We start from the raw sequence: 21271 nt of genomic DNA, 5'->3' as shown, positions 1-21271 counted from the left end.
ATTTTCGTTGCTGCATCATCTTGCAACGATGCGTCGCGACTCCGCAGCCTGCATCATTCTTGCGCATCGCCTGCCGCGCACGCGGTGCGTTCTCGAAAGCGGCGCTACGCTGAAACGTCATTGCCCGACGCATCCGCAATACGGATAGCCTTTTCATTGACTGCGCATCGCGCCGTCATAGACTTGGTCGTCTCGCTGCATCGCTCGCTCACGCGTCGTGGGCAAAGCAACAAGACAGGCCACATGAGCATCAACTTCGACGACCATTCCATCACACGCCGGCTCGCAGCATCGCTGTTCGCCGCAGCCATCACCTTGTCGACCGCGGCCGCCTCGTTCGCGGCCGACACCGTCGTGCTGCGCGTCGGCGACCAGAAGGGCGGCAACCGCTCGCTGCTCGAAATCTCCGGCTATGCGAAGGACCTGCCCTACAGAATCGAATGGTCGGAATTCCCTGCCGCCGCTCCGATCCTGGAAGCACTGAACGCCGGCGCGCTCGACGTCGGCTACACCGGCGATCTCTCCTTCCTCTCGGTCTATGCGGCCGGCGCGCCGATCAAGGCGATCGGCGGCACCAGGTCGGATGCGAAGACGCAAGCGATCCTCGTGCGCCAGGATTCGCCGATCAAGTCGGCCGCCGATCTCAAGGGCAAACGCCTCGCCGGCACGCGCGGCGGCTGGGGCCAGTTCCTGATCGACGCGACGCTGGAGAAGGCGCAGATCAAGCTGGAGGACGCGACCTTCGCGCCGCTCGGCCCGGTCGACGCCAAAATCGCACTCGTCGCCGGCTCGATCGATGCATGGGCGGTGTGGGAGCCCTACGTCTCGTTCGCGACGCTGAAGGACAAGGCCCGCGTGATCGCCGACGGCGAAGGCCTGACGCCGACCATCACCTTCATCGTGGCCTCCGACAACGCCATCGCCACCAAGCGCGCGGCGGTGCAGGACCTCGTGCAGCGGCTGAACAAGGCGCGGCTATGGTCGCTGGATCATCTTGGCGAATACGCCAAGAGCACGGCCGAACTGACCAAACTGCCGGAGGACGTGCTGCTGTCGGCCTACACCGCGCAGCGCACCAGCCCGATCGTGATCGACCAGAACGTGGTGAAGGAGGTGCAGGAAGCCTCCGACCGCTCGACGCGCTACGGCATCCTGCCGAAGACGCTCGACGTGAGCAAAGCCGTGGACCGCAGCTTTACAGCCGCGGCCGCGGGGTCAAACTAGCGCGGGGCGCGGCGGGATGCGCAAGTCCAGCCTCAAGGCCGGCCCGCTGCATCTCGCCGCGATCGTGCTGGCGCATCTCGCCTGCATGAGCCTGATCGTGTGGCTCTCGCTCTAGCCGCGCAGGGTCCTTACCAATATCCATAGGCCCGGTACGGCCGGTCGTAGCCGTAGCGAGGGCCGTAATATGGACGATAGCCGTAGTAGCGGGGACGCGCGTAGTAGCCGCCATACCCATAGCTCGGCCCGTAGCCGCCGTAATAGGCCGGCGCATAGCCATAGGACGGTGCGTAGCCATAGCCGTAGCCCGCTCCATAACCATAACCGCCGTAATACGGGCCGCCGCCATAGTAACCATAGGGCGCGCTGCTCGCGATGGCGCCGCCGATGATGGCTCCGGCGAGGAGGCCTCCTGCGCCCCATCCCCATCCTCCTCCACCCCAGCCTCGGCCGCGCCAATACACCGGGGTGACATCGTCACCGACGGCGGCCTTCATGGTCGCGACGTTGGTCGGCAGCGGAGCCGCTGCCGCTTGCTCGATTTGGCCGGCCATCACCGCGCCCGCCAGCGAACAGGCAATTGCGGTTTTCCAGATACTCATCGTCTTGCTCCCTGTCTGACGTTTCGTTTGGAAAAGGATCGCAAGGCCATGATCGGGCATCCTTGCGCCAAGTCAAAGCCTCCGAAAGTCACAGCCTGCATTGCGTGCACCGCACAAGAATACCCGCGCATGCCTCGATTGTGGTCCGGCCAACGCCAGTGCCCGCACGGAAATGACACTGGTGCGACAGAGCCGGAGGCCACAGCAAAGCATTAAGCTTCCCGGGCGTTCGCAACCAACAAGCACCTTCCCGATTTACTATTCGTGCCGTTACTATCGGTTCCAATGTGCGCGGCCGGGAGGCGTCTCGCGAAGCGCCAAGGTTGTGGGAGGATGACATGAGTGCCGCGAGACCCGAGCCGCTTGCCCGTCAGGCGCTGGCGTTCGTCCTGGCCGGCGGACGCGGCAGCCGGCTCCTGGAACTGACCGACCGGCGCGCCAAGCCCGCGGTCTATTTCGGCGGCAAGTCCCGCATCATCGATTTCGCGCTGTCGAACGCGGTGAATTCCGGCATCCGCCGGATCGCGGTCGCGACCCAGTACAAGGCGCACAGCCTGATCCGGCACCTTCAGATGGGCTGGAACTTCTTCCGCCCCGAACGCAACGAGAGTTTTGACATCCTCCCGGCCAGTCAGCGCGTCTCGGAGAACATGTGGTATGTCGGCACGGCGGATGCGATCTATCAGAACATCGACATCATCGAGTCGCACAACGCCCGCTTCATCGTCGTACTCGCCGGCGACCACATCTACAAGATGGACTACGAGGTGATGCTGCGCCAGCACGTCGACAGCGGCGCCGACGTCACGGTCGGCTGCCTCGAAATGCCGCGCGCGGAATCCTCCGGCTTCGGCATCATGCATGTCGACGAGAACGGCTGGATCCAGCAGTTCCTCGAGAAGCCCAAGGATCCGCCGCCGATGCCGGGCAAGCCGGACGTCTCGCTCGCCAGCATGGGCATCTACGTGTTCGATACGAAATTCCTGTTCGACCAGCTCAAGCGCGACGCCGAGGATACGAACTCCAGTCACGATTTCGGCAAGGACATCATCCCCTATATCGTCAAGAACGGCCGCGCCATCGCGCATCAATTCTCGACCTCCTGCGTACGCTCGGGCAGCGATCCCCGCGCCTACTGGCGCGATGCCGGCACGGTCGACGCCTATTGGGCCGCGAACATCGACCTCACCGACGTCGTGCCGGAGCTCGACCTGTTCGACCGCGCCTGGCCGATCTGGTCCTATGCGGAGATCACGCCACCCGCCAAGTTCGTCCATGACGAGGAGAGCCGGCGCGGCCAGGCCGTGAGCTCGCTGGTCTCGGGCGGCTGCATCATCTCCGGCGCCTCGCTGCGCCGCTCGCTGCTGTTCACCGGCGTGCGCGTCAACTCCTACGCCACTGTCGAGAACGCCGTGATCATGCCCTACGTGAACGTCGGCCGCGGCGCTCGCTTGAAGAACGTCGTGATCGACCGCGGCGTCGAAATCCCCGAAGGGCTCGTCGTCGGCGAGGACCCCGAACTCGACGCCAAGCGCTTCCGCACCACCGAGCAGGGCATTTCGCTCATCACCCAGACAATGCTCGACAGGCTCAATACATGACGCCTGTTCGCGTCCTCGCGGTCGCCTCTGAAGTCTACCCGATCGTCAAGACCGGCGGCCTCGCGGATGTCGCCGGCGCACTGCCGCTTGCGCTGAAGGCGCACGGCGTCGAGATGCGCACGCTGATGCCGGGCTATCCCGACGTGATGCGGATGCTGGCGGGAACCGGCGAAATCCGGCGCTGGCCGGATTATTTCGGCGGCCCCGGACGCCTGCTCGCCGGCTCGCATGACGGGCTCGATCTGTTCGTGCTCGACGTGCCGCATCTCTATGCGCGGCCGGGCAATCCCTACGTCACACCCGAGGGCGTCGACTGGCCCGACAATGGCCTGCGCTTCGCCGCGCTGTCACGCATCGCCGCCGACATCGGCCACGGCCTCGTCCCTGCGTTCGTGCCCGATGTCGTGCACGCCCATGACTGGCAGGCGGGGCTTGCGCCCGCTTATCTGCACTATGACAACCGTCCGCGGCCCGGCACCGTGATGACCATCCACAACATGGCCTATCAGGGCAAGTTCGCTCCTGAGCTGATCGGTTCGATCGGCCTGCCCTGGGACTCCTTCGACGTTCGCGGCCTCGAATATTTCGGCGGCATCAGCTTCCTCAAGGCCGGGCTTCAACTCGCCGATCGCATCACCACGGTGTCCCCGACCTATGCGCAGGAGATCCAGAGCGACGAAGGCGGCATGGGGCTCGGCGGCCTGCTGCGCGAACGCGCTGATGTGCTGAGCGGCATCCTCAACGGCATCGACATCGACGTGTGGAATCCGCAAACCGATCCGCACATCGCCTACCGCTTCGGCGCGGAGGATCTTACGTTCCGCGCCGCGAACAAGGCGGTGCTTCAGCAACAGTTCAATCTCGATTCCTCGGACGAGGCGCCGTTGCTCGGCGTCATCAGCCGCCTGTCCTGGCAGAAGGGGCTCGATCTCCTGCTCGAGGCCATTCCGACCATTTTGGGCGACGGCATGCAGCTCGCGCTGCTCGGCAGCGGCGATCGCGATCTCCAGGAGCGCTATCAGGCGGTCGCCCGCGCGAACCCCGGGCGGATCGGCGTCGTGATCGGCTATGACGAGATTCTGGCGCACCTGATCCAGGCCGGATCGGACGCGCTCATCGTGCCGTCGCGGTTCGAGCCGTGCGGCCTGACCCAGCTCTACGCGCTACGCTATGGCGCAGTCCCGATCGTGTCGCGCGTCGGCGGCCTCGAAGACACCATCGTCGATATCGGCGAGGCCAACACATCGGACCGCGACGCGACCGGCTTCAAGTTCGCGCCCGTCACGGCAGAGGCCCTCGCCGGAACGCTGCGCAAGGCCAGCACCGCCTTCCGCAACAAGGCGACCTGGCGCCGGCTGCAATTGAGCGGCCTTGCGACCGACGTCTCCTGGCGCAACCGCGCCGGCGACTATGCCGAGCTCTATCGCGATCTCATGGCGGCGCGCCGCACCTCATAATCACCACCGAATCCATGCTATAGAGCCGGCATGGACCCCTTCGCGATCAAGCTGATCGGCTTTGCTGCCGCCACCTGCACCACCGTCGCCTACGCGCCGCAGTTCATCAAGGTCTGGAAGACCCGCTCGGCGCGCGACATCTCGCTCGGTATGTTCCTGGTCATGGTGCTGGGCCTGGCGCTCTGGCTCATCTACGGCCTGCTCTCTGGCGACGCCCCGCTGGTCGCCGCCAACGCCATCACCATGGTGCTCGCCGGCGGCATCCTGTTCATGAAGCTGAGGTATGGGTGAGTCTGAAGCTGTGTAGGGCGGAGAAGGCGTAACCCACCACCCGCAGCGCGGTCACCACCGCCATGATCGAATTCTGCTCCTGTTTTGCCCGACGTGTCAAACGTCGCAGACACACCGCTCGATGATCCTGCCCCGCAAAGGCACTCGGCTAAGCCATTCTATTTGCTGGGCCGTTCTACTGTGCATGGGGTTGTTTTTCGAGATTTTGCGATTGGCCGGGCGCATGAGGCAAAAAAATCAGCCGCCAAACACATACGACGCCATCGCGACGCTCGCGACCTCGTCGACGAAGACGCGTTTGCCGACGTCGCGGCCGGCGGCACCTGCCGCCACCATCAGCGGCAGCAGATGGTCCTCGCGGGGATGCGCGAGACGCGCGCTCGGCGCGTTCTCCCAGTCGACCAGCATCGCGTTGCGGCGCGCCGCATCCGGGTTGCTGATCGCCTCGTTCAGATAGGCCTCGAAATCATATGAGACCGGCTTCGACTCCGGCCGGTTGAAGCCGCGCATGTTGTGATAGGTCAGCCCGCTGCCGACGATCAGAATGCCCTCGTCGCGGAGCGATGCGATCGCCTGCCCGACCTTGATGTGCTCGGCCGCATCGTAGCTCGACTTCAGCGACAGCAGCACGATCGGCATGTCCGCGTTCGGATACATCAGGCCGAGCGGCACGAAGGTGCCGTGATCGAAACCCTGGTTGGGATCCTCCCGGCAATCGAGGCCCGCGTGCTCGAGCAGCGCCCTCACGTCCGCGGCGAGCTCGGGCTTGCCCGGCGCCGGATATTTGAGGTGATAGGTATGCTCGGGGAAACCGTAATAGTCGTACACCATCGGCGGATGCGCCGAGGTCGACACGGTGAAGGCTTCGGCTTCCCAATGACCGGTGATGACGAGCACGGCCTTGGGCTTCTCGGGGAGAAGCTGCGGCAGCCGGCCGAACTCCGCGGCCGTCTTGGCATATTGCACCCGCCGGTCCTCCATGAAGGGCCAGGGGCCGCCGCCATGCGACAGGAAGAGGGTTGGAAATCGCGTCATGGATGCCGGCTCGTCTCGTTGACAACATGCGCGTGCGAGCTGCCCGCGCGAACGGCGGCGAGCATAGGCAAACCGGTATGGTTAGCAAGTCGTTAACGATTTGCCGCCCACAATCCGGCCGTGGCCGAAGGAGTCGGCCTGAAGACAAGCGAGACGTGAGATGAAGAAGTTTGCGCTGGGGGACGTCGTCAACAGTGACAAGGGCCGCCGCGGCGTCGTGCGCGCCGCCTACAGGTCCAAGGACGGCCAGCAGTTCTACGCCGTCGAGAAGGACGGCGCGATGGACCATCTGGAAGAACACCGGCTGAGCCCGGCGCCGCGCGTCGAGCTCGCGGCCTAAGCCCAACTCATTTTCTGCTCTCACTTGCAAGCCGGTCGAGACGCTCCGTCGAGGGGTCGTCGCCGCTCGCGATGCGATCGTTCGTGATCAGCAGCAGGCGATCGCGGTCTGCGGCCGCGTCCCAATGCGGCAGATCCGGGCCGTTGGGATCGCCACTCCTTGCAAAGTTGATCCAGTAAGCGCGCATGCGGTTCGCGACCTCGCGATCTCCCCATGTGAGCGGTCCCGCACCGGGCACGCCTTCCGCGCCGAAGATGAACTGCAACTCGCGCCCGTGCCCTTCGTCGGGATTTGTGCGCCGGGCCTCGGTCACGTAAGCGAAGCGATAGCGAAACGTAGGCGCACCGGTTGCCGCATGGAGGCGGGCAAGCAGCCTGGCCGGCTCGGAGAAGACCTTGTCGGTGTAGAATTTGGCTGCGCGCTCCGATGGCCTGGCGATGTCAGGGTAGAGCTGGCGCAGCTCATCGCTGCTCTCGCCCGAGGCCGCCAGCGTCTCCTTGATCTCCCGCTCGCCATCGAAACGCGTCTCGTCGTCATTCGAGCCGATGATGAGTGGGATGCGGCTTTCATGTCCCGCCGCAAATCCAGTGGCCACGTCCTCGCGCACCAGGATTCCATCCATCGCGGGCGCGAAGCTGCGTTCGGATTTGGCGAGCAGTTTTTGTTCGGCAGCAAGCAGCCGCGCCGGCGCGGCGACGCGCAAATCCGCCTGCTGCCCAAGCGCCGCCACGAATTGCCGGCCCATGGCCTCCGCCTCCTGCACCGGGCGCAGGCGCGCGCGGCCGGGCGGCGATTGCAGAATCGCTTTCTGGAAGAGATCGCGCGATTGCGCACATAGCATCAGCAGCGCGATCGACGTCGCGCCTGCACCGCCGCCGAACAAGGTGACGTTGTTCGGATCGCCGCCGAAGGCCGCGATGTTGTCGTGCACCCAATGCAGCGCCGCGATCTGGTCCATCAGGCCGTAATTGCCGGAGTCACCTTCCGACAGCGCGGGATGAGTGAGCCAGCCGAGCGCGCCGAGACGATAATTCACGGTGACCACGATGAGGCCGGCTTGCGCGAGCTTTGCACCGTCGAACAGCGGATCGTTCGCGGTGCCGCTGACGAAGCCGCCGTCATGGATGAAGACCATCACCGGCAGCGGGCCGTCGACGCCGAAGGGACGGAATACGTTGAGCGTGAGGCAGTCCTCGCTCGTATCAGGCAGCGAGGGCTGAAGACACGGCGCGCCGTACTCATAGGCGGTGCGCATCTCGGGGTTCTCGGCCGTTGTCTGCGGTGGGCGCCAGCGCAGCGCGCCGACCGGAGCCGCCGCATAAGCCAGCCCCTTGAACGACGCCACCTCGCCCTCGACGGCGCCGAGCATCTGTCCTTCACGCGTCAGCGCGAACGGAAACTGCCCGACCGCCTGAGCGACGGCCGCACCGTCCCAGCAAAGGAGTGAAGACGCCACAACGAGCGCAAACTGGAGTCGCATCCTGGGGGATCTCGACGCGCCAATAGGTTCCCCGACAGGTTACGTCTGCGGCCCGCGACGAGGCAAGCTCGGCGGCGCCGGCTAGCCGCCCTTGGCGACGATCTCCGCCAGCGCGCGGCGCGCGACGATGCCGAGCTCACCAAGCGTGGAATGGCCTGATTGCGCCGCCTCGATCAGGCGCTCGGCGATGAACCTGCGGCTGTCGTGATCGCCGCCGTGCGGCAATTGGCGGCACGTCTGCTCCAGGACGACGTCCATGTTGGCTTTCGTCCGCTCGCTCAACTCTGTCATGACGTCCTGGGTACGCGTGGCTTGTAACCGCAAGCATACACAGAAGGATGTGGTCTGATTAGCCCGGACAATCCCGGCGGTTGTGCATCGCGATGCGTGTATCGCCGCAACCTTCGCGCGGCCATGATGGTGCCGCAAACGACTACCGAAGATTGTACCTGTCCTGATGACAAGCCAAGCCTGCGGCGATAGCCTGCCGGCAAACCAAAAAACACGGGAGGAATACCATGCCAGACGCAATGGTCGCCGCACGTGAGTCCAAGGCGGCGAATGGAACAGCCCAACAGGTCGACGTTGCCGTGGTCGGCGCCGGATTTGCCGGCCTTTATCTTCTCCATCGCCTGCGCAAGTCCGGTCTCACGGCGGTCGCCCTCGACGAAGCCGGCGATGTCGGCGGCACCTGGTACTGGAACCGCTATCCCGGCGCCCGTTGCGATATCCAGACCATCGACTACAGCTACACTTTCGATCCCGAGCTCGATAACGCGTGGACCTGGTCGGAGAAATACGCGACCCAGCCCGAGATCCTGCGCTATCTCGGCTTCGTCGCCGACCGCTACGATCTGCGCCGCGACATCCGCTTCAAGACCAAGGTCACCGAAGCAAAATGGGATGAAGCGACTGAGCGCTGGCAGCTCACCACGAGCAGCGGCACGCCGGTCTCCTGCCGCCACTATATCATGGCCACAGGCTGCCTCTCCGCGCCGAAGCCGCCGGAGATCGACGGCGTCAAGGATTTCGAGGGCAAAGTCTATTTCACCGGGCGCTGGCCGCATGACGGCGTCGATCTCGCCGGCAAGCGCGTCGCCGTGATCGGCACGGGCTCGTCAGCCATCCAGTCGATCCCGCTGATCGCTGAGCAGGCCGCGCATCTGACCGTATTCCAGCGCACGCCAAACTTCGCGCTGCCGGCGGGCAACGGTCCGGCGCCGGAGGATCGCAAGACCTTCTTCGAGGGTGACCGCGCCGCATACCGCGATCAAGCGCGCTGGTCCATGACGGGCGTACCGTATCCGCAGCAGACGGTGGTAAGCTGGCAATTGAGCGATGCCGAGCGCCGCGAGCGCTTCGAACGTGCCTGGGCGGCCGGCGACCTCGTCCACATCCTGACCCAGCTCTGGGCCGACCAGGGCGTCGACGTCGAGGGCAATGCGCTGATCGGCGAGCTGATCCGCGAGAAGATCGGCGCTGCCGTGAAGGATCCGGAGACGGCGGCGGCGCTGATGCCGCACGATCATCCTTTCGGCGCAAAGCGCCCTTGCCTCGATACCAACTACTACGCGACCTACAACCGGCCGAACGTCACGCTGGTCAATCTGCGCCAGGAACCGATCAAGGCGATCACCGCGAGCGGCATCACCACCGGCAAACGTAACTTCGACGTCGACGTCATCGTGTTCGCGACCGGCTTCGACGCCATGACCGGCGCGATCCGCGCCGTGCATCCGATCACCGGACGCGGCGGCAAGTCGCTGACCGACGTCTGGGCGCAGGGGCCGCAGACCTATCTCGGGCTGACGGTCGAGGGCTTCCCCAACTTCTTCATGATCACCGGGCCCGGCAGCCCGTCGGTGCTGTCGAACATGGCGGTGTCGATCGAGCAGCATGTCGACTGGGTCGTCGACCGCATCGCTGCTTTGCGCGACGCCGGCTTCACCACGATCGAGCCGACCGAGACGGCGCAGGCCGGCTGGGGCCGGCATATGACGGACTGTTCGATGGTGACCCTGCACCGGCTCGCCAACACCTGGTACACGGGCGCCAACGTGCCCGGCAAGGTGCAGGGCCTGATGCCTTACACCGGCGGCGTCGGCCCCTATCGCAGCATTTGCGACGAGGTCACGGCCCGCGGCATGCTCGGCTTCAAGCTGACCGGCCCCAACGGCGCCGCGCAATGCAACGACGGCGAGGTGGTATGCCTGCAGCCGGATGTGCGGCTGGTGCTGAACCTGCTCGCATCGCTGAACCTGCCGCCGATCGAGTCGATGGGTGCGCTCGGCGCACGCGCCTTCGTCAACGAGTTCAACAAGGGCCGGCCCGCGGGACGGCCGATCGGGGAGATCGTCGACGGCACGCTGCCCGGCACGGACGGCCCGCTGCCTTACCGGATCTACAAGCCTGCAACGCCAGGGCCGCATCCGGTCGTGGTGTATTTCCATGGTGGCGGCTGGGTGCTCGGCGACGAGCAATCGGACGAGCCGCTCTGCCGCGATCTGGTGCGGCGAACCGGCATGATGTTCGTCAGCGTCGGCTATCGCCACGCGCCCGAGCATCGTTTCCCGACCGCGGCCGAGGACGGCTATGCGGCAACGCGCTGGATCGCCGAGCACGCGGCCGAGCTTGGCGGCAGGCCGGGCCCGGTGCTGGTCGCGGGCTGGAGCGCCGGCGGCAACATCGCCGCCGTCACCTGCCAGCTTGCGCGCGATCGCGGTGGGCCTGAGATCGCCGGCCAGGTTCTGGTCTGCCCGGTCACCGACTGCACCTTCGACCGGCCCTCCTACAACGACAATGCGACCGGCTATTTCCTGACGCGCTCGCTGATGTACTGGTTCTGGGACCTCTACTGCTCACCGGCCGACCGCACCGATCCGCGCGTCTCGCCGCTGCGCGGCAACGTCGCCGGCCTGCCGCCGGCCTTGGTCGTCACCTGTGAATTCGACCCGTTGCGCGACGAGGGCATCGCCTATGCCGAGGCAATGGCGGCCGCCGGCGTTCCGGTCGAGCAGCTCAGGGCGCGCGGCCATTTCCACTCGTCCTTTGCGATGGTCGACGTGGTGATCACCGGTGTAGCAGGTCGGGTGCAGATGGCCGAAGCGCTGCGGCGCTTCGCAGGGCTTCCCCCGGAAGTCAGCCGCCGCGATGAGGATAGCCACGATCATGCCAGCCCCGGCCACAGAATCGCGGCGGCCGCGAGCTGATTTGCAAGGCGGCCGGGAACCTTTTCCCGGTTGCTGCGTTAAGCGCTCGGCATTGAGATGCAGCGATAGGTGTGGGCCCCGGCACGCAGATCCGCGTGTCGGGGCAATTTTTGTTGCGTGAGGCGGACGATGGGAGACGTGGTTGCGGATTCAAAGGTCGATTTCGGAGCGCCTGCAACGCTGCATAAATGGCCGTCGCTTGCGAACCAGCGCCGACCGGACAGGGATTCCTATCCGATAAGCGAAGGTACGCTCGACCAGTGCATCTCGGCCTTCATGGAGAAGCCGGCCACGACCAGGCATCTCTATGAGATTCACACGATTGCGCAGCCGCCGCTGGTCACCGATATCCTCTCGCCCGAGCACGTCATCGAGCTATCGCGGTTGAGAGAATTTCTCTGATTGCGTGCAGACGCGGAAGCTGCACGCGCGCGACAAGCTTTTCATGAGGCAGGAACCTTCTACCGGATTTTCCCGTTAACCGGGATCGGAAGTCGAGACGAGAGCCCCAAGATGCTTGAAGCCGGCGTACCATCCGCGGTCGTGCCCTATGGCGCAGACCAGACCCTGTTCGTGGTGATTGATCGCCGCGACAAGGCGACTGAAATTCGCATCGAACGAAGCGATCTTGAAGCCACGATCGGCGAGCTCGTCGCCGGCTGCTTCAACGATCCGATCAAGGTGATCTCGTTCAACACGCTCGAGCACTGGATGAAGGACATCTCGACCGAAATCGCCGGCGAGATCAAGGCGCGCTGCGACATCGATGGCGTCCGGCTTCCCGACTATCTCAGCGACTTCGTCGAGGGCCATAGCTGACCGCGCGTCGTTCTCATTGATACGCTTCAAATCGCGGACAAGAAAAAAGCGCCGCTTCCGCGGCGCGTCCGGTGCATGGTTGACGGAGTTACGCGCGCCGATATTTGCCGGCGATGACCTCGATTTCGCGGCGGCGTTCGCCGGCGAAGGTCAGGAGCCTTTCGATCGTCAGCGTATCCGTGATCCGTTTGGCGAGCCGCTCGGCGCGCGCGGCCTGATCTTCGAGATACTGGATCGTGTTCAAACGCCGCCTCCCCCGAGGACCCCAAATTGGAGCCCCGACTTGCTTGGGCACTGATGATGCGCCAGGGCGACTAACAGCCGGTTAAGCGTAGCGTCTCAATGTCCATGAAAGACGAATTATCGGACCACGTCGAGCCGGACATTGGTGATGCCCTTGTCGACCATGCCCAGCGCCTCGGCTGCGGACGGCGAGATGTCGACCACGCGTCCGCGAACATAGGGCCCGCGATCATTGACCCTGACGGTCACGAAGCGTCCTGAGGAGACGTCGGTGACTCGCAGCTTCGTGCCGAACGGCAGGCTGGGATGCGCCGCGGTCAATTCGTTCTTGTCGAACCTCTCGCCGCTCGCGGTCTCCGTGTCCGAATAGAAGCTGGCAACGCCGTGCGAAGCGGTTTGCTTTGCGTCACGGTCGGGGACGCGTACCCGGCTGATCGGCCGCGGATGCAGGGCCGCTACCCTATGGGGCCGCTGGACCGCAGCCTGCCGATTGGTGCCAAGATCGGCCTTCTGGCGGCCGACCGGCGATTGCGCGCAGGCGGCGAGCGATGCGGCGCCGACGATGGCGAGTAGCAACCGGCAAGAGGTTGCGAGGGAAATTCGGGCAGTTTCGGCACGTGCAAATCGAGACATGATACGCCCCTCCGAACTGCCCGGAGTTTCGGTGGGCAATGAGGGCAGAACCTTGGCTGAAGGAAAGCAGGCTTAGGGCCACGACCGTTTCGCGCCGGCTGTGGCGATTCCACCACAGTGGCGTGTCGTGAATCGACACAGACTCGCGGAAAACTAGCCCGACGCAACGCGCCAGACGATCGGGTGCGTCTCCAGCTGCGCTTCGTTCGCCTCGGTGTCACCCTTCAGCAGCCGCATCAGCTCGCGCCGATAGAGCCGCCGCCAGCCGGTTTTCAGGCTGGCGAGAAAGTCGAGTTCCCGTTGCGTCAGTGTGCACATCATGGACCCGATCCGGTTGCGAAGGCCGCGCCGTCAGCCGACGAGGCCTCCCATCGGCTTGACGTCCGCGCTGGCGGGGAAGACCGCATCCGCCAGCACCTTCTCCTCGACGCGCAGATGATCCCTGAGCAGGCCCTTCAGCACGGCGCGGAGATCGGTGGTCGGCTTGAGGTCGCGATCCTCGAACAGTTGCGCGGACTTCAGTCCCGGCCAGTCCGCGATCACGCGGCCGCCGGCGAGCGCGCCGCCAATGAGGAAGGCGACCGTGCCCGTGCCGTGATCCGTGCCCTGCGTGCCATTGATGCGCGCGGTGCGCCCGAACTCGGTGACGACGGCGACGACCGTCTCCCGCCAGGCTTCGCCCATGTTGCTCTCGATCGCCGCAAAGGCGCCATCGAGCGCACCGAGCAGATTGTAGAGCTGGCCCGAGGCCGCGCCTTCGGCGATATGCGTGTCCCAGCCGACGAAGCCCATCGCGCCGACGCGCGGGCCATCGGCCTTGGCGAGATAGCGCGCGGCGGTGCCGGCTGCTTCGGCGAAGTAGGCGCGCACGCGCGCGATGCCGGGCGGCATCAATGTCGGATCGTCCGACATCGGATCGCCCGTGCCGGGCGCGCCGCCGAGCGAGGCGAGCTTCATGCGCGCCTGGAGCACGGTCGCAAGCTTCGGATCGGTGTGCTGGTAGAGATCGAGCAGGCGGTTCTGCGTGTCCTCGCTCGCCGGCAACAGTTTTTGCGGCACCCATGTCATGACGGGCGCCGAGCCGCGCACCACCAGCGGCGTCACCGAGCCGATACCGAGCGCACGGCTGCCGCGCGGATCGACGCGCCCACCCGACTCCATCGCGAGCAGCGCGCGGTTGAGCCATCCCGATGCGGTGGCACCGGGCTTGGTGAACCCGCTCTCCAGCACGTCCTGGCCGTCGAAATGCGAGCGCTCGCGGTAGGGCGTCGCGGCGGCATGGACGATTGCGGCCTTGCCGGTCTTGTAGAGCCGGTGCAGGTTCGGCATCGCCGGGTTGAGCGCGAAGAAGGAACCGAGCGGCAGCGCTGGCGGCTTGCCGTCCAGCACCAGCGCGCGATCGCCGCGCAAGCCGACCCAATCGGGATCGCCGACCGGTGCGACCGCGCCGAGACCATCGAGCGCGCCACGCAGGACGATCACGAGCAGGCGCGGATCGCGTCCTTCGGCGCGTGCGATCCGCGGCATCTGGCTCCACGCGAACAGCGCACCGGAGCCGACCAGAAGCTCGCGCCGCGTGGGCAAATGATTGACGAAGCCCATGCTCACCTCCTCTGAAAATCCGCCGACATGAACAACAATGCCAGCGCCTGCTGCCGGCTCTCGGCGCGTCCGACCGCCTGCTTCACCTCGGGCGCGATCTGCGATGCGAAGACGTCCTCGATGATCCCCTGCGGATCAGCAGTGGCCGCCACGCGCTCGGCAAAATTGTTGGCGATGTCGAGCCGTCGGCCAATGCCGTCGATCCAGCTTGCCTCGTCATCCGGATAGCCCTTGGGCGCCGACGGCCGCCACAGCCCTTCGCCGAGCAGCTCCTGGCCCGCCGTGAAACGCGTGGGGTCGACGACCTTAATCCCGGTCGCGCGCACCATGCCAACGCCCCATTCGCTCGGACGCTTCAGTTTTGACGGCGGCCCGCGCCACGCCTCGTCCGACGAAACCATCGTAATCGCGACCTGCTTGAGATCGCCCTCGGTGTCGCGGAACGTCTTCGCCATTTGTTCGACGAGTGGCGGAGGCGGCTCGTCGGCCACGAAATGCCGTGCGAGCTTGGTTGCGACATGGGTCGCGGTCGCCGGATGTGCAGCGAGGTCGCGCAGCACGGCGCGGCCCTGCTCGGCATCCTCCTGCTCGTAACGTTTGCCAAGCACGGTCTGCCCGCCGGGCTCGTGCAGCCGCGGATTGAAGGTGAATTCGCCGCCATGCTCCGGATTGTCTCCAGGAGGAACAAGCGTCCATCCCGTCATGACATTGGCAAAGCTGATCACGTCGTCCTGGGTGTAGCCGGTGCGCACACCTAGCGTGTGCAGTTCCATGATCTCGCGGGCGATGTTCTCGTTGAGGCCGCGGCTGCGGTTGATGCCGGCGATCGAGTTCGCGCCCATCGACCCCAGATTGTCGAGATAGAACAGCATCGCCGGGTGGCCTTCGACCGCCAGCAGAAGATCGACGAAGTGGCCGAGCGCATTTGCGCGAATGGCCTCGCGCTCGTAAGCACCCGACATGCTCTGGATCTTGTAGGCCGAGATGCAGAAATGATTGGACCAGAACCACACCAGCCGCTCGGCGAAGCCGATGTCGGCGTCGAGCGCGGCCTCCATGCGCAGCTTGGCTTCCTGCAAGTAGATCGGACGGCCGGGATCGGGAACGGCGTCAGCCGCCTGCTTGGCCGCCATCTCGGCAGCATCCTTCTCCTGGCCCTGTGCTGGCGCTTGCCCCTCGGTCTGCGCCTGAGCCTGAGCCTGAGCCTGAGCCTGAGCCTGACCCTGGTCCCCCGGAGCAGTTGGCACCGCAGCCATCTGCTGCTTCTTGGCCTGTTGCTGCGCCTGCTTGGCGCGCGCGGCTCGCCGTGCATTGGCATCGGCCACTGTGCGATAGGCCTTCGCACTGCTGGGAAGGCTGGCGGCGGCGCTCAATGAGAGCGGCCGATCGAGCTCTGCGATCAACGCGCCGCGCGGGTCGGTCCCGACGGCCGCAATTGATCCCGGTCGCGGCCCCATCCCGAAGCGATGAAGCGCCAGCACGGCCTCGGCCTTTGCGGAATTGCTCATGGCGAACGCCCAACTCTTTCGAGCCTGCCGACCGGTGTCGCGCTAGGCTACTAACCGTAATGCTACAAACCGTAGCATTACGGAAATGCGCCCGCAAGCGGAGATTGAAACGCCAGGGTCAAGAAATCGGGAGCCGCGACAGACGGGCAGCCGCGGCAGTCCTAGAAATTGGGCCCAAGCGCGCTCTTCGCCGCATGCTGCTCCCAAGGCCCAGGATTCAGGATGAGCCCCGAGACTTTGCCTGCCGCGTCCCTGACGAAAGCGATCCGGGTACGATCTTCGTCGGCTGCGGTGAATTCGTTGCTTGATGTCGCCACAAGCGGCGTCGCCTTGCCCTTCTCGAATTCAAGGATCGGCCAGACCCCCGTCGCTTCGGCGACGAGCTTGCCTTCCGCGACGCGAACCTGAAGCCGGACGGAATTGAGACGGCGGTCGGCTCTCTCGACGCTGAGGTCGCTCACGCTGTCTTGCCCCTTGCGGACGATTTTCATCTTGATCGTCGAGTTGGCTGGCCCTCGGAGCTTGGCCAGGACATCGGCGAGCGCGAGGCCTCTGAGCGGCACGCCGTCAATTTCGGTAATGAGGTCGCCCGCCGTCACACCGGCCTTGGCTGCGGGGCTGCTGCCGAGGTTCGGCTTGTTGATCCTCAGCCCCTCCTGCTCCATGGCGACGAAATTCCCGATTCCAAGCCATCCGGTCTTGCCATCGGCGAGGCCCTGCCGGTCACGCGAGCTCACCGTGGCGCCGAAGTCATAGCTCCCGGCATAATCGGCAAGCGCTTCCGTGCTCAGGGGCACCCGCACAGCCGGCGGGACGGCGGACGACTCGGGAATCGTCAATGCGCCATAGACGAGATGATTGATCCCCGAGTACAGCACCGCTTGGCGCCCGTTGCTGCCGGGAGTCGCCTGGACCATCTGCAGGCCGATCAATTGCTCCGCCGGATCGATCCAGAAATACGTGCTCCAATGTCCAGCCCAGGAAAAACTTCCAACCGCTCCCGGTATCCAGCTTTGGACCGGATCGGCGCGGATGGCGAAGCCAAGCCCGAAGGTTGTTCCGGCGCGGGCGCCAACCTCGTCACCTCCGAAGATGCTGACACCCGATGGCAGTGCGTTCGTCGTCATCTGCTTCACCGCACGCGGGCTGAGCACGCGCACGCCATCGAGCTCACCACCATTGAGCAGCATCTGGCAAAAGCGGAGATAGTCGGGCGCGGTCGATACGAGTCCGCCGTCGCCGGAAAACAGCTTTGACGGCATCGTGACATCCCAGATCGGCGGCCGTTCCGGCATGGGAGAATCGACGAGCCGATCGAGCTTCTCCTTCGGCACAAAGAAACCGGTGTCGACCATATGCAGCGGCCCAAAGATGCGGCTCTCCAGGAACTGATCGAAGGGCTGACCGGACGCCACTTCAACGACCCGGCTCAGCACCTCGACGCTCCAGCCATATTCATGGACCTCGCCGGGCTCGTGCGCGAGCGGCAGGCGGGCGAGGCTCGACACGAAATCCGCCAACGTCGTGTCGCGTCTCCGCACGGCCCTCAAGCCATAGAGCCCATGGATCATCCGGATCCCGAAGTCGGCGCTTGCGTCGGCAAGGCCCCGTTCCGGATAGGCAAAATCGAGCTCCGGATAGATCAGGCCGGACGTATGGCGCAACAGATCGAGAACGATCATCGGACGTTTTGGCGGTTTTGGCAGACCGAGCCCGTAATCCATTTCTCCTGTCGCCGGATCCATCTTCTGGAAAGCGACCCGCATGTTCGCAAGCTCCGGCAGATATTGCGAGACTGATGCGTCGAGGTCGAGCTTGCCCTCGCCCACCAGAATCATGGCGGCGACGCTGGCCACCGGCTTGGACATCGAGGCGATCCAGAAGATGGAATTCGTCTTCATCGGGACGGTCTTGGCGCGGTCCTGAAATCCGATGGCCTGCAAATAGGCGAGCTTGCCGCCTTTCGCGATGGCGACGACGGCGCCGGGGAGAAGGCCGTCCGACGGCGAGAAGGAATCGAAGCGCGCCTGATACCACGGCGCGATACGCGCCAGACGCGCGGCCGAGAATCCCAGGCTTCTTGCATCGCCCGGCGTCGCGAGGTCATCGGCGAACGCGGTCCCCAATAGGCAAAGCCCAACTGGAATCGCCCACATCGATGCGACGAGTCTCATTCCGCAGTCTCCGCAGGAGCACCACAAATCCGAGCAGGCACTCCTGCGGCAGATGTGAACCGCTAGAAATTGGGTCCGAGCGCGATCTTCGTGATCGTGCCGTTCCTGACGCCGATGCGCCATTCCGCCGAGCCGTTGGCGAACTGGGCGACATAGATATCGCTGTCGAGCGCGGTGACGCCACGGAACGAAACCGCGCGCAATGCGCCGAGCCGCGCCAGGATGGCCTGGTCGAACGGAAGCTGCTGACGCGTGATGTCGGCCACCTCCGACGTCATGCGCTCGTAGTCCGGCTGCCCCTTGCCGACGCCTTCGATATAGCGGCGCAGCATCTCCTCGCCATTGGCGATCGGAACGGCGCGGCGCGCCGCGCGCCCCGGCCGCGCGCCGATGTTCGACGCTTCGACATTGTGGAATCGGGTCTGCCGCCCCGGCACCAGGACCTCGAGGCACCGCCCGGACTTGTCGGCAATCACCCAGGGATTGTTCACGGTGGTCGTGGACGCCCAGGACACGTTGGGCCTGACGGTGCTCTGCATCCTGCGATTGCCATCGGCGTCGAGATTGAAGACCTGGATGTCGTCGCCCATCTCGTTATAGATCATGATCCTGATCGGCGAAGTGCCGGCGCGGCCGCGCACATTCGCCTCCTCGGCGCAGGAGACGATGCCGCCGAGCTCGTCATTGCCGTCGGGTCGGAAGATGACGTCGCCGGCCTTGCCGTCGGGCTCGATCATCAGGCGGAATTCGGCCGTGCCGTTCTCGAATTTCGCGCCATAGATGTCATAGCCGCCGGGGCCGACGCCGCGGAAGAAGATCGACTCAACCGCGCCGAGCGCCACGAACGTCGCCTGCGATTCACCGAGCTGCCGGTGAACCTTGGCGGCCAGCGGCGCACTCATCCGATCGTAGTTCGGCGTGCCGCGACGCAGATCTTCGATCCCGCGCAGAATCATCTCCTTGCCGCCGGCAACCGGGACCTGCTCCCTGAACCTGTCAGGAACCTCCGCAAGGCGGCGCGCGAAATCCGCCTCGATCGCCTGAGCCACCGATGCATCGATCCGCGGCGCCAGGCGAGCGCCAAAGACCGAATTCTGCACCAGAACCCGCGAGACCTTTGATTGCTCGTCACGCAGGAAGATCAGGAGATTCTCGCCACGGATCGAGAAGACGTCAGCACCTTCGGCGAGGAGCGTGGCCCGGCCCTGCACGGTTTCCTGTACGTGGAGACGATCGCCCTCACGCCGCACCATCAGCACGCGGTTCGGCGCAATCCTGTACCAGCCGACATACTGGTCGAGCGATGCCGGATCGGCGGCCGCCGTCGGCATCTCGGCGATGCGGACCGCGCGGATATCGCGGCCGTTCATGCGCAGCATCAGCTCGGAGGACCGGCGCTCGGCATCGAGCGGGAACGTGATCTCGCCGGACGAGGCTGCGTAGGCCGCGGTGCCGTCGCTGCCGACCGTCAGGCGCAGCCTGCGCTGTCCGGTGAGCTGGCCGTAGAGGTCGTCGCCCTCGCGGAAGATGGCGAACACCGAGGCGGGACCCATGGCGTAGAAATTGACGAAGGGGCGGTAATGCTGGGCCGGCACCTCGCCGGTATCCGCAGCGACGGGTGCGGGATCCGGGGTGCGATAGGCAATCATGCCGGCGGACACGATCACAGCCGGAATGATCGCGGCCGCGATCCACAGCCGCTTCCGCCAGCCGACCGCGACGGGCATGGCGGCGGCCGCGATGATGCGCTCGACGCGTGCGCGCACGGTCGATACCCGCGCCATCGCGAGCTCCACCGGCCGCGGATTTACGCTGGTTGCGACATCGAGCAGGATTTCGGCATAGGACCACCGGTCGTCGATGACTTCGATCGCCTCGGCGTCGCTGATGATCTCGGCGAGCTCGGCGAGACGCGCGAGCTGCCACCACGAGAACGGACTGAACCAGAACACTGCACGGTTGAGCGAGGCGAGCAGCAGGACGTAGAAATCGCGATTGGCGACGTGCGCGCCCTCATGCGCGAGCACCGCGAGGCGCTTCTTCGCATCCCAGCCGGAGAACTGCGGCGGCACCAGAATGGTCGAGCCGAACGTGACGGGACCGCCGACCTCGCGGCTGACGCGCACGTCGGCGTCGATCAGCTGCGGGCCGCTCATCGGCCTTGCCGCGCGTGCCAGACGCCAGGTCAGGCAGAGACCGATGGCCAGCCGCAGCAGCAACGCGCCGGCGACGCCGGCATAGACGATGGAGGCGACCAGCCACCAATTGATCGATACAGCAGCTTCTGCCGGCGCCACGACAGCAGCGCCCGGCGGAATCGGCAGCGCGGGTTGCGCGGCCTCCAGCATCGAGACGTCGGCCGGCAGGACATCATCCGGCACGGATACCGGCAAAGGCATCCGGGTGATCGTCAGCGTCGGCCAATGCATAACGAAGGGCATCGCCAGCGATGCCAGCAGCACGACGACCCACGCCGTCATGTGGACGTGCGGATTGCGCACGCGAAACAGGTTGAGACCGAACCAGACGACGCCTCCCAGCACGAAGGAGCGTAGCGCCGCCTCAGCCAGAGTTGCGATCATTCTTTCTTCACTCCCCTCGCCTTCTTCGCCTTGGCCACCTGGTCGGCCAGTGTACGCAGCTGCTGCTGGTCGAGCATCGCATTGTCCACCATGCCGACGAGGACTTCCTCCATCGAGCCGTTGCAGAACCAGTCGACGATACGCTGCACCGCCTTGGCCGCGACCCGCGCGCGCTCTTCCGCAGCGTGGTAGACATAGGTGCGTCCGTCCACGGTGTGCCGAGCATAACCCTTTTCTTCCAGCCGGCGCAGCACCGTGCGGACGGTGGATTCCTTCAGACGCCGCGACAGCCGCTCGCGCACGACCTCGGCCGTAACGGGACCATGGGCCCAAACCAATTGCATGACCTCGTGCTCGAGGTCGCCCAGTTCGGGCAAACGATCGTCCATGGCATCTGACCTTGCGGATTGAGTTTTCTTGTAACGCTACAGATCGTCGCATAAGCGACCGCGCCGCGCAACGGCGATTCCACTT

The 21271-nt window shown here is 65.2% G+C and carries 20 protein-coding genes; 8 read left to right on the top strand and 12 right to left on the bottom strand.

Annotated features, from left to right (window positions below):
- Positions 1-243: 243 nt before the first annotated feature.
- Positions 244-1224: an ABC transporter substrate-binding protein gene (locus OWC48_RS14790; protein WP_282520648.1), complete on the top strand. Its 981-nt coding sequence runs from the start codon at positions 244-246 to the stop codon at positions 1222-1224.
- Positions 1225-1352: 128 nt separating this feature from the next.
- Here the strand turns inward: OWC48_RS14790 and OWC48_RS14785 are convergent, their stop codons facing one another.
- Complete coding sequence (locus OWC48_RS14785; RefSeq protein ID WP_282520647.1) at positions 1353-1823, bottom strand: hypothetical protein; 471 nt, start codon at positions 1821-1823, stop codon at positions 1353-1355.
- A gap of 338 nt (positions 1824-2161) precedes the next feature.
- Here OWC48_RS14785 and glgC point away from each other — a divergent pair, with 338 nt between their 5' ends.
- Genes glgC through OWC48_RS14770 form a run of 3 tightly spaced genes read left to right on the top strand, consistent with a single transcriptional unit; the run spans position 2162 to position 5172 of the window.
- Positions 2162-3424 (top strand): glucose-1-phosphate adenylyltransferase, encoded by a 1263-nt coding sequence (glgC, locus tag OWC48_RS14780; RefSeq protein WP_282520646.1) that lies wholly within the window; start codon positions 2162-2164, stop codon positions 3422-3424.
- Positions 3421-4881, top strand: coding sequence for a glycogen synthase GlgA (gene glgA, locus OWC48_RS14775; RefSeq protein WP_282520645.1), 1461 nt, complete (start codon positions 3421-3423; stop codon positions 4879-4881). The genes glgC and glgA overlap by 4 nt, the downstream gene beginning before the upstream one ends.
- A 30-nt stretch (positions 4882-4911) precedes the next feature.
- A complete protein-coding gene (locus tag OWC48_RS14770) occupies positions 4912-5172 on the top strand; it encodes a SemiSWEET transporter (protein ID WP_028150382.1) in 261 nt (86 codons plus the stop codon).
- 237 nt (positions 5173-5409) lie between these two features.
- Here the strand turns inward: OWC48_RS14770 and OWC48_RS14765 are convergent, their stop codons facing one another.
- The gene (locus tag OWC48_RS14765) at positions 5410-6207 is read right to left on the bottom strand and encodes a class III extradiol ring-cleavage dioxygenase (RefSeq protein ID WP_282520644.1); all 798 of its coding nucleotides are present in this window, start codon (positions 6205-6207) and stop codon (positions 5410-5412) included.
- 160 nt (positions 6208-6367) lie between these two features.
- Here OWC48_RS14765 and OWC48_RS14760 point away from each other — a divergent pair, with 160 nt between their 5' ends.
- Positions 6368-6547 (top strand): hypothetical protein, encoded by a 180-nt coding sequence (locus OWC48_RS14760; protein ID WP_014493109.1) that lies wholly within the window; start codon positions 6368-6370, stop codon positions 6545-6547.
- Between the two features lie 7 nt (positions 6548-6554).
- Here OWC48_RS14760 and OWC48_RS14755 read toward each other — a convergent pair whose 3' ends face one another.
- Positions 6555-8027, bottom strand: coding sequence for a carboxylesterase/lipase family protein (locus tag OWC48_RS14755; RefSeq protein ID WP_282520643.1), 1473 nt, complete (start codon positions 8025-8027; stop codon positions 6555-6557).
- 81 nt (positions 8028-8108) lie between these two features.
- On the bottom strand, positions 8109-8318 hold the full coding sequence (locus OWC48_RS14750; protein ID WP_085401559.1) for a hypothetical protein: 210 nt from the start codon (positions 8316-8318) through the stop codon (positions 8109-8111).
- Positions 8319-8545: 227 nt separating this feature from the next.
- Here OWC48_RS14750 and OWC48_RS14745 point away from each other — a divergent pair, with 227 nt between their 5' ends.
- The 3 genes from OWC48_RS14745 to OWC48_RS14735 all read left to right on the top strand — a co-directional run bounded on the left by OWC48_RS14745 (position 8546) and on the right by OWC48_RS14735 (position 12055).
- Entirely contained in the window at positions 8546-11236 is a 2691-nt protein-coding gene (locus tag OWC48_RS14745; RefSeq protein ID WP_282520642.1) for an alpha/beta hydrolase fold domain-containing protein, read from the top strand.
- Between the two features lie 129 nt (positions 11237-11365).
- Positions 11366-11638 (top strand): hypothetical protein, encoded by a 273-nt coding sequence (locus OWC48_RS14740; RefSeq protein WP_208088099.1) that lies wholly within the window; start codon positions 11366-11368, stop codon positions 11636-11638.
- A gap of 111 nt (positions 11639-11749) precedes the next feature.
- The gene (locus tag OWC48_RS14735) at positions 11750-12055 is read left to right on the top strand and encodes a hypothetical protein (protein WP_282520641.1); all 306 of its coding nucleotides are present in this window, start codon (positions 11750-11752) and stop codon (positions 12053-12055) included.
- A gap of 88 nt (positions 12056-12143) precedes the next feature.
- Here the strand turns inward: OWC48_RS14735 and OWC48_RS14730 are convergent, their stop codons facing one another.
- From OWC48_RS14730 to OWC48_RS14695, 8 genes are all read right to left on the bottom strand, one after another.
- Positions 12144-12299: a hypothetical protein gene (locus OWC48_RS14730; protein WP_282520640.1), complete on the bottom strand. Its 156-nt coding sequence runs from the start codon at positions 12297-12299 to the stop codon at positions 12144-12146.
- Between the two features lie 116 nt (positions 12300-12415).
- Positions 12416-12931, bottom strand: coding sequence for a septal ring lytic transglycosylase RlpA family protein (locus OWC48_RS14725; RefSeq protein WP_282520639.1), 516 nt, complete (start codon positions 12929-12931; stop codon positions 12416-12418).
- Positions 12932-13084: 153 nt separating this feature from the next.
- Positions 13085-13252 (bottom strand): hypothetical protein, encoded by a 168-nt coding sequence (locus OWC48_RS14720; RefSeq protein WP_282520638.1) that lies wholly within the window; start codon positions 13250-13252, stop codon positions 13085-13087.
- A gap of 30 nt (positions 13253-13282) precedes the next feature.
- On the bottom strand, positions 13283-14533 hold the full coding sequence (locus tag OWC48_RS14715; protein WP_282520637.1) for a DUF1501 domain-containing protein: 1251 nt from the start codon (positions 14531-14533) through the stop codon (positions 13283-13285).
- A gap of 2 nt (positions 14534-14535) precedes the next feature.
- Complete coding sequence (locus OWC48_RS14710) at positions 14536-16041, bottom strand: DUF1800 family protein (protein ID WP_282520636.1); 1506 nt, start codon at positions 16039-16041, stop codon at positions 14536-14538.
- Positions 16042-16202: 161 nt separating this feature from the next.
- The gene (locus tag OWC48_RS14705; protein WP_282520635.1) at positions 16203-18215 is read right to left on the bottom strand and encodes a serine hydrolase; all 2013 of its coding nucleotides are present in this window, start codon (positions 18213-18215) and stop codon (positions 16203-16205) included.
- A 62-nt stretch (positions 18216-18277) separates the two neighbouring features.
- Positions 18278-20797 (bottom strand): M56 family metallopeptidase, encoded by a 2520-nt coding sequence (locus OWC48_RS14700; RefSeq protein ID WP_282520634.1) that lies wholly within the window; start codon positions 20795-20797, stop codon positions 18278-18280.
- On the bottom strand, positions 20794-21186 hold the full coding sequence (locus OWC48_RS14695; RefSeq protein WP_014493096.1) for a BlaI/MecI/CopY family transcriptional regulator: 393 nt from the start codon (positions 21184-21186) through the stop codon (positions 20794-20796). Before OWC48_RS14695 ends, OWC48_RS14700 begins: the two co-directional genes overlap by 4 nt.
- Positions 21187-21271 lie beyond the last annotated feature (85 nt).

The organism is Bradyrhizobium sp. Arg816 (assembly GCF_029989365.1).
GTDB lineage: Bacteria > Pseudomonadota > Alphaproteobacteria > Rhizobiales > Xanthobacteraceae > Bradyrhizobium.
Note: the sequence above shows the minus strand (reverse complement) of the source record. Positions and strands in the feature narration are given on the sequence as shown.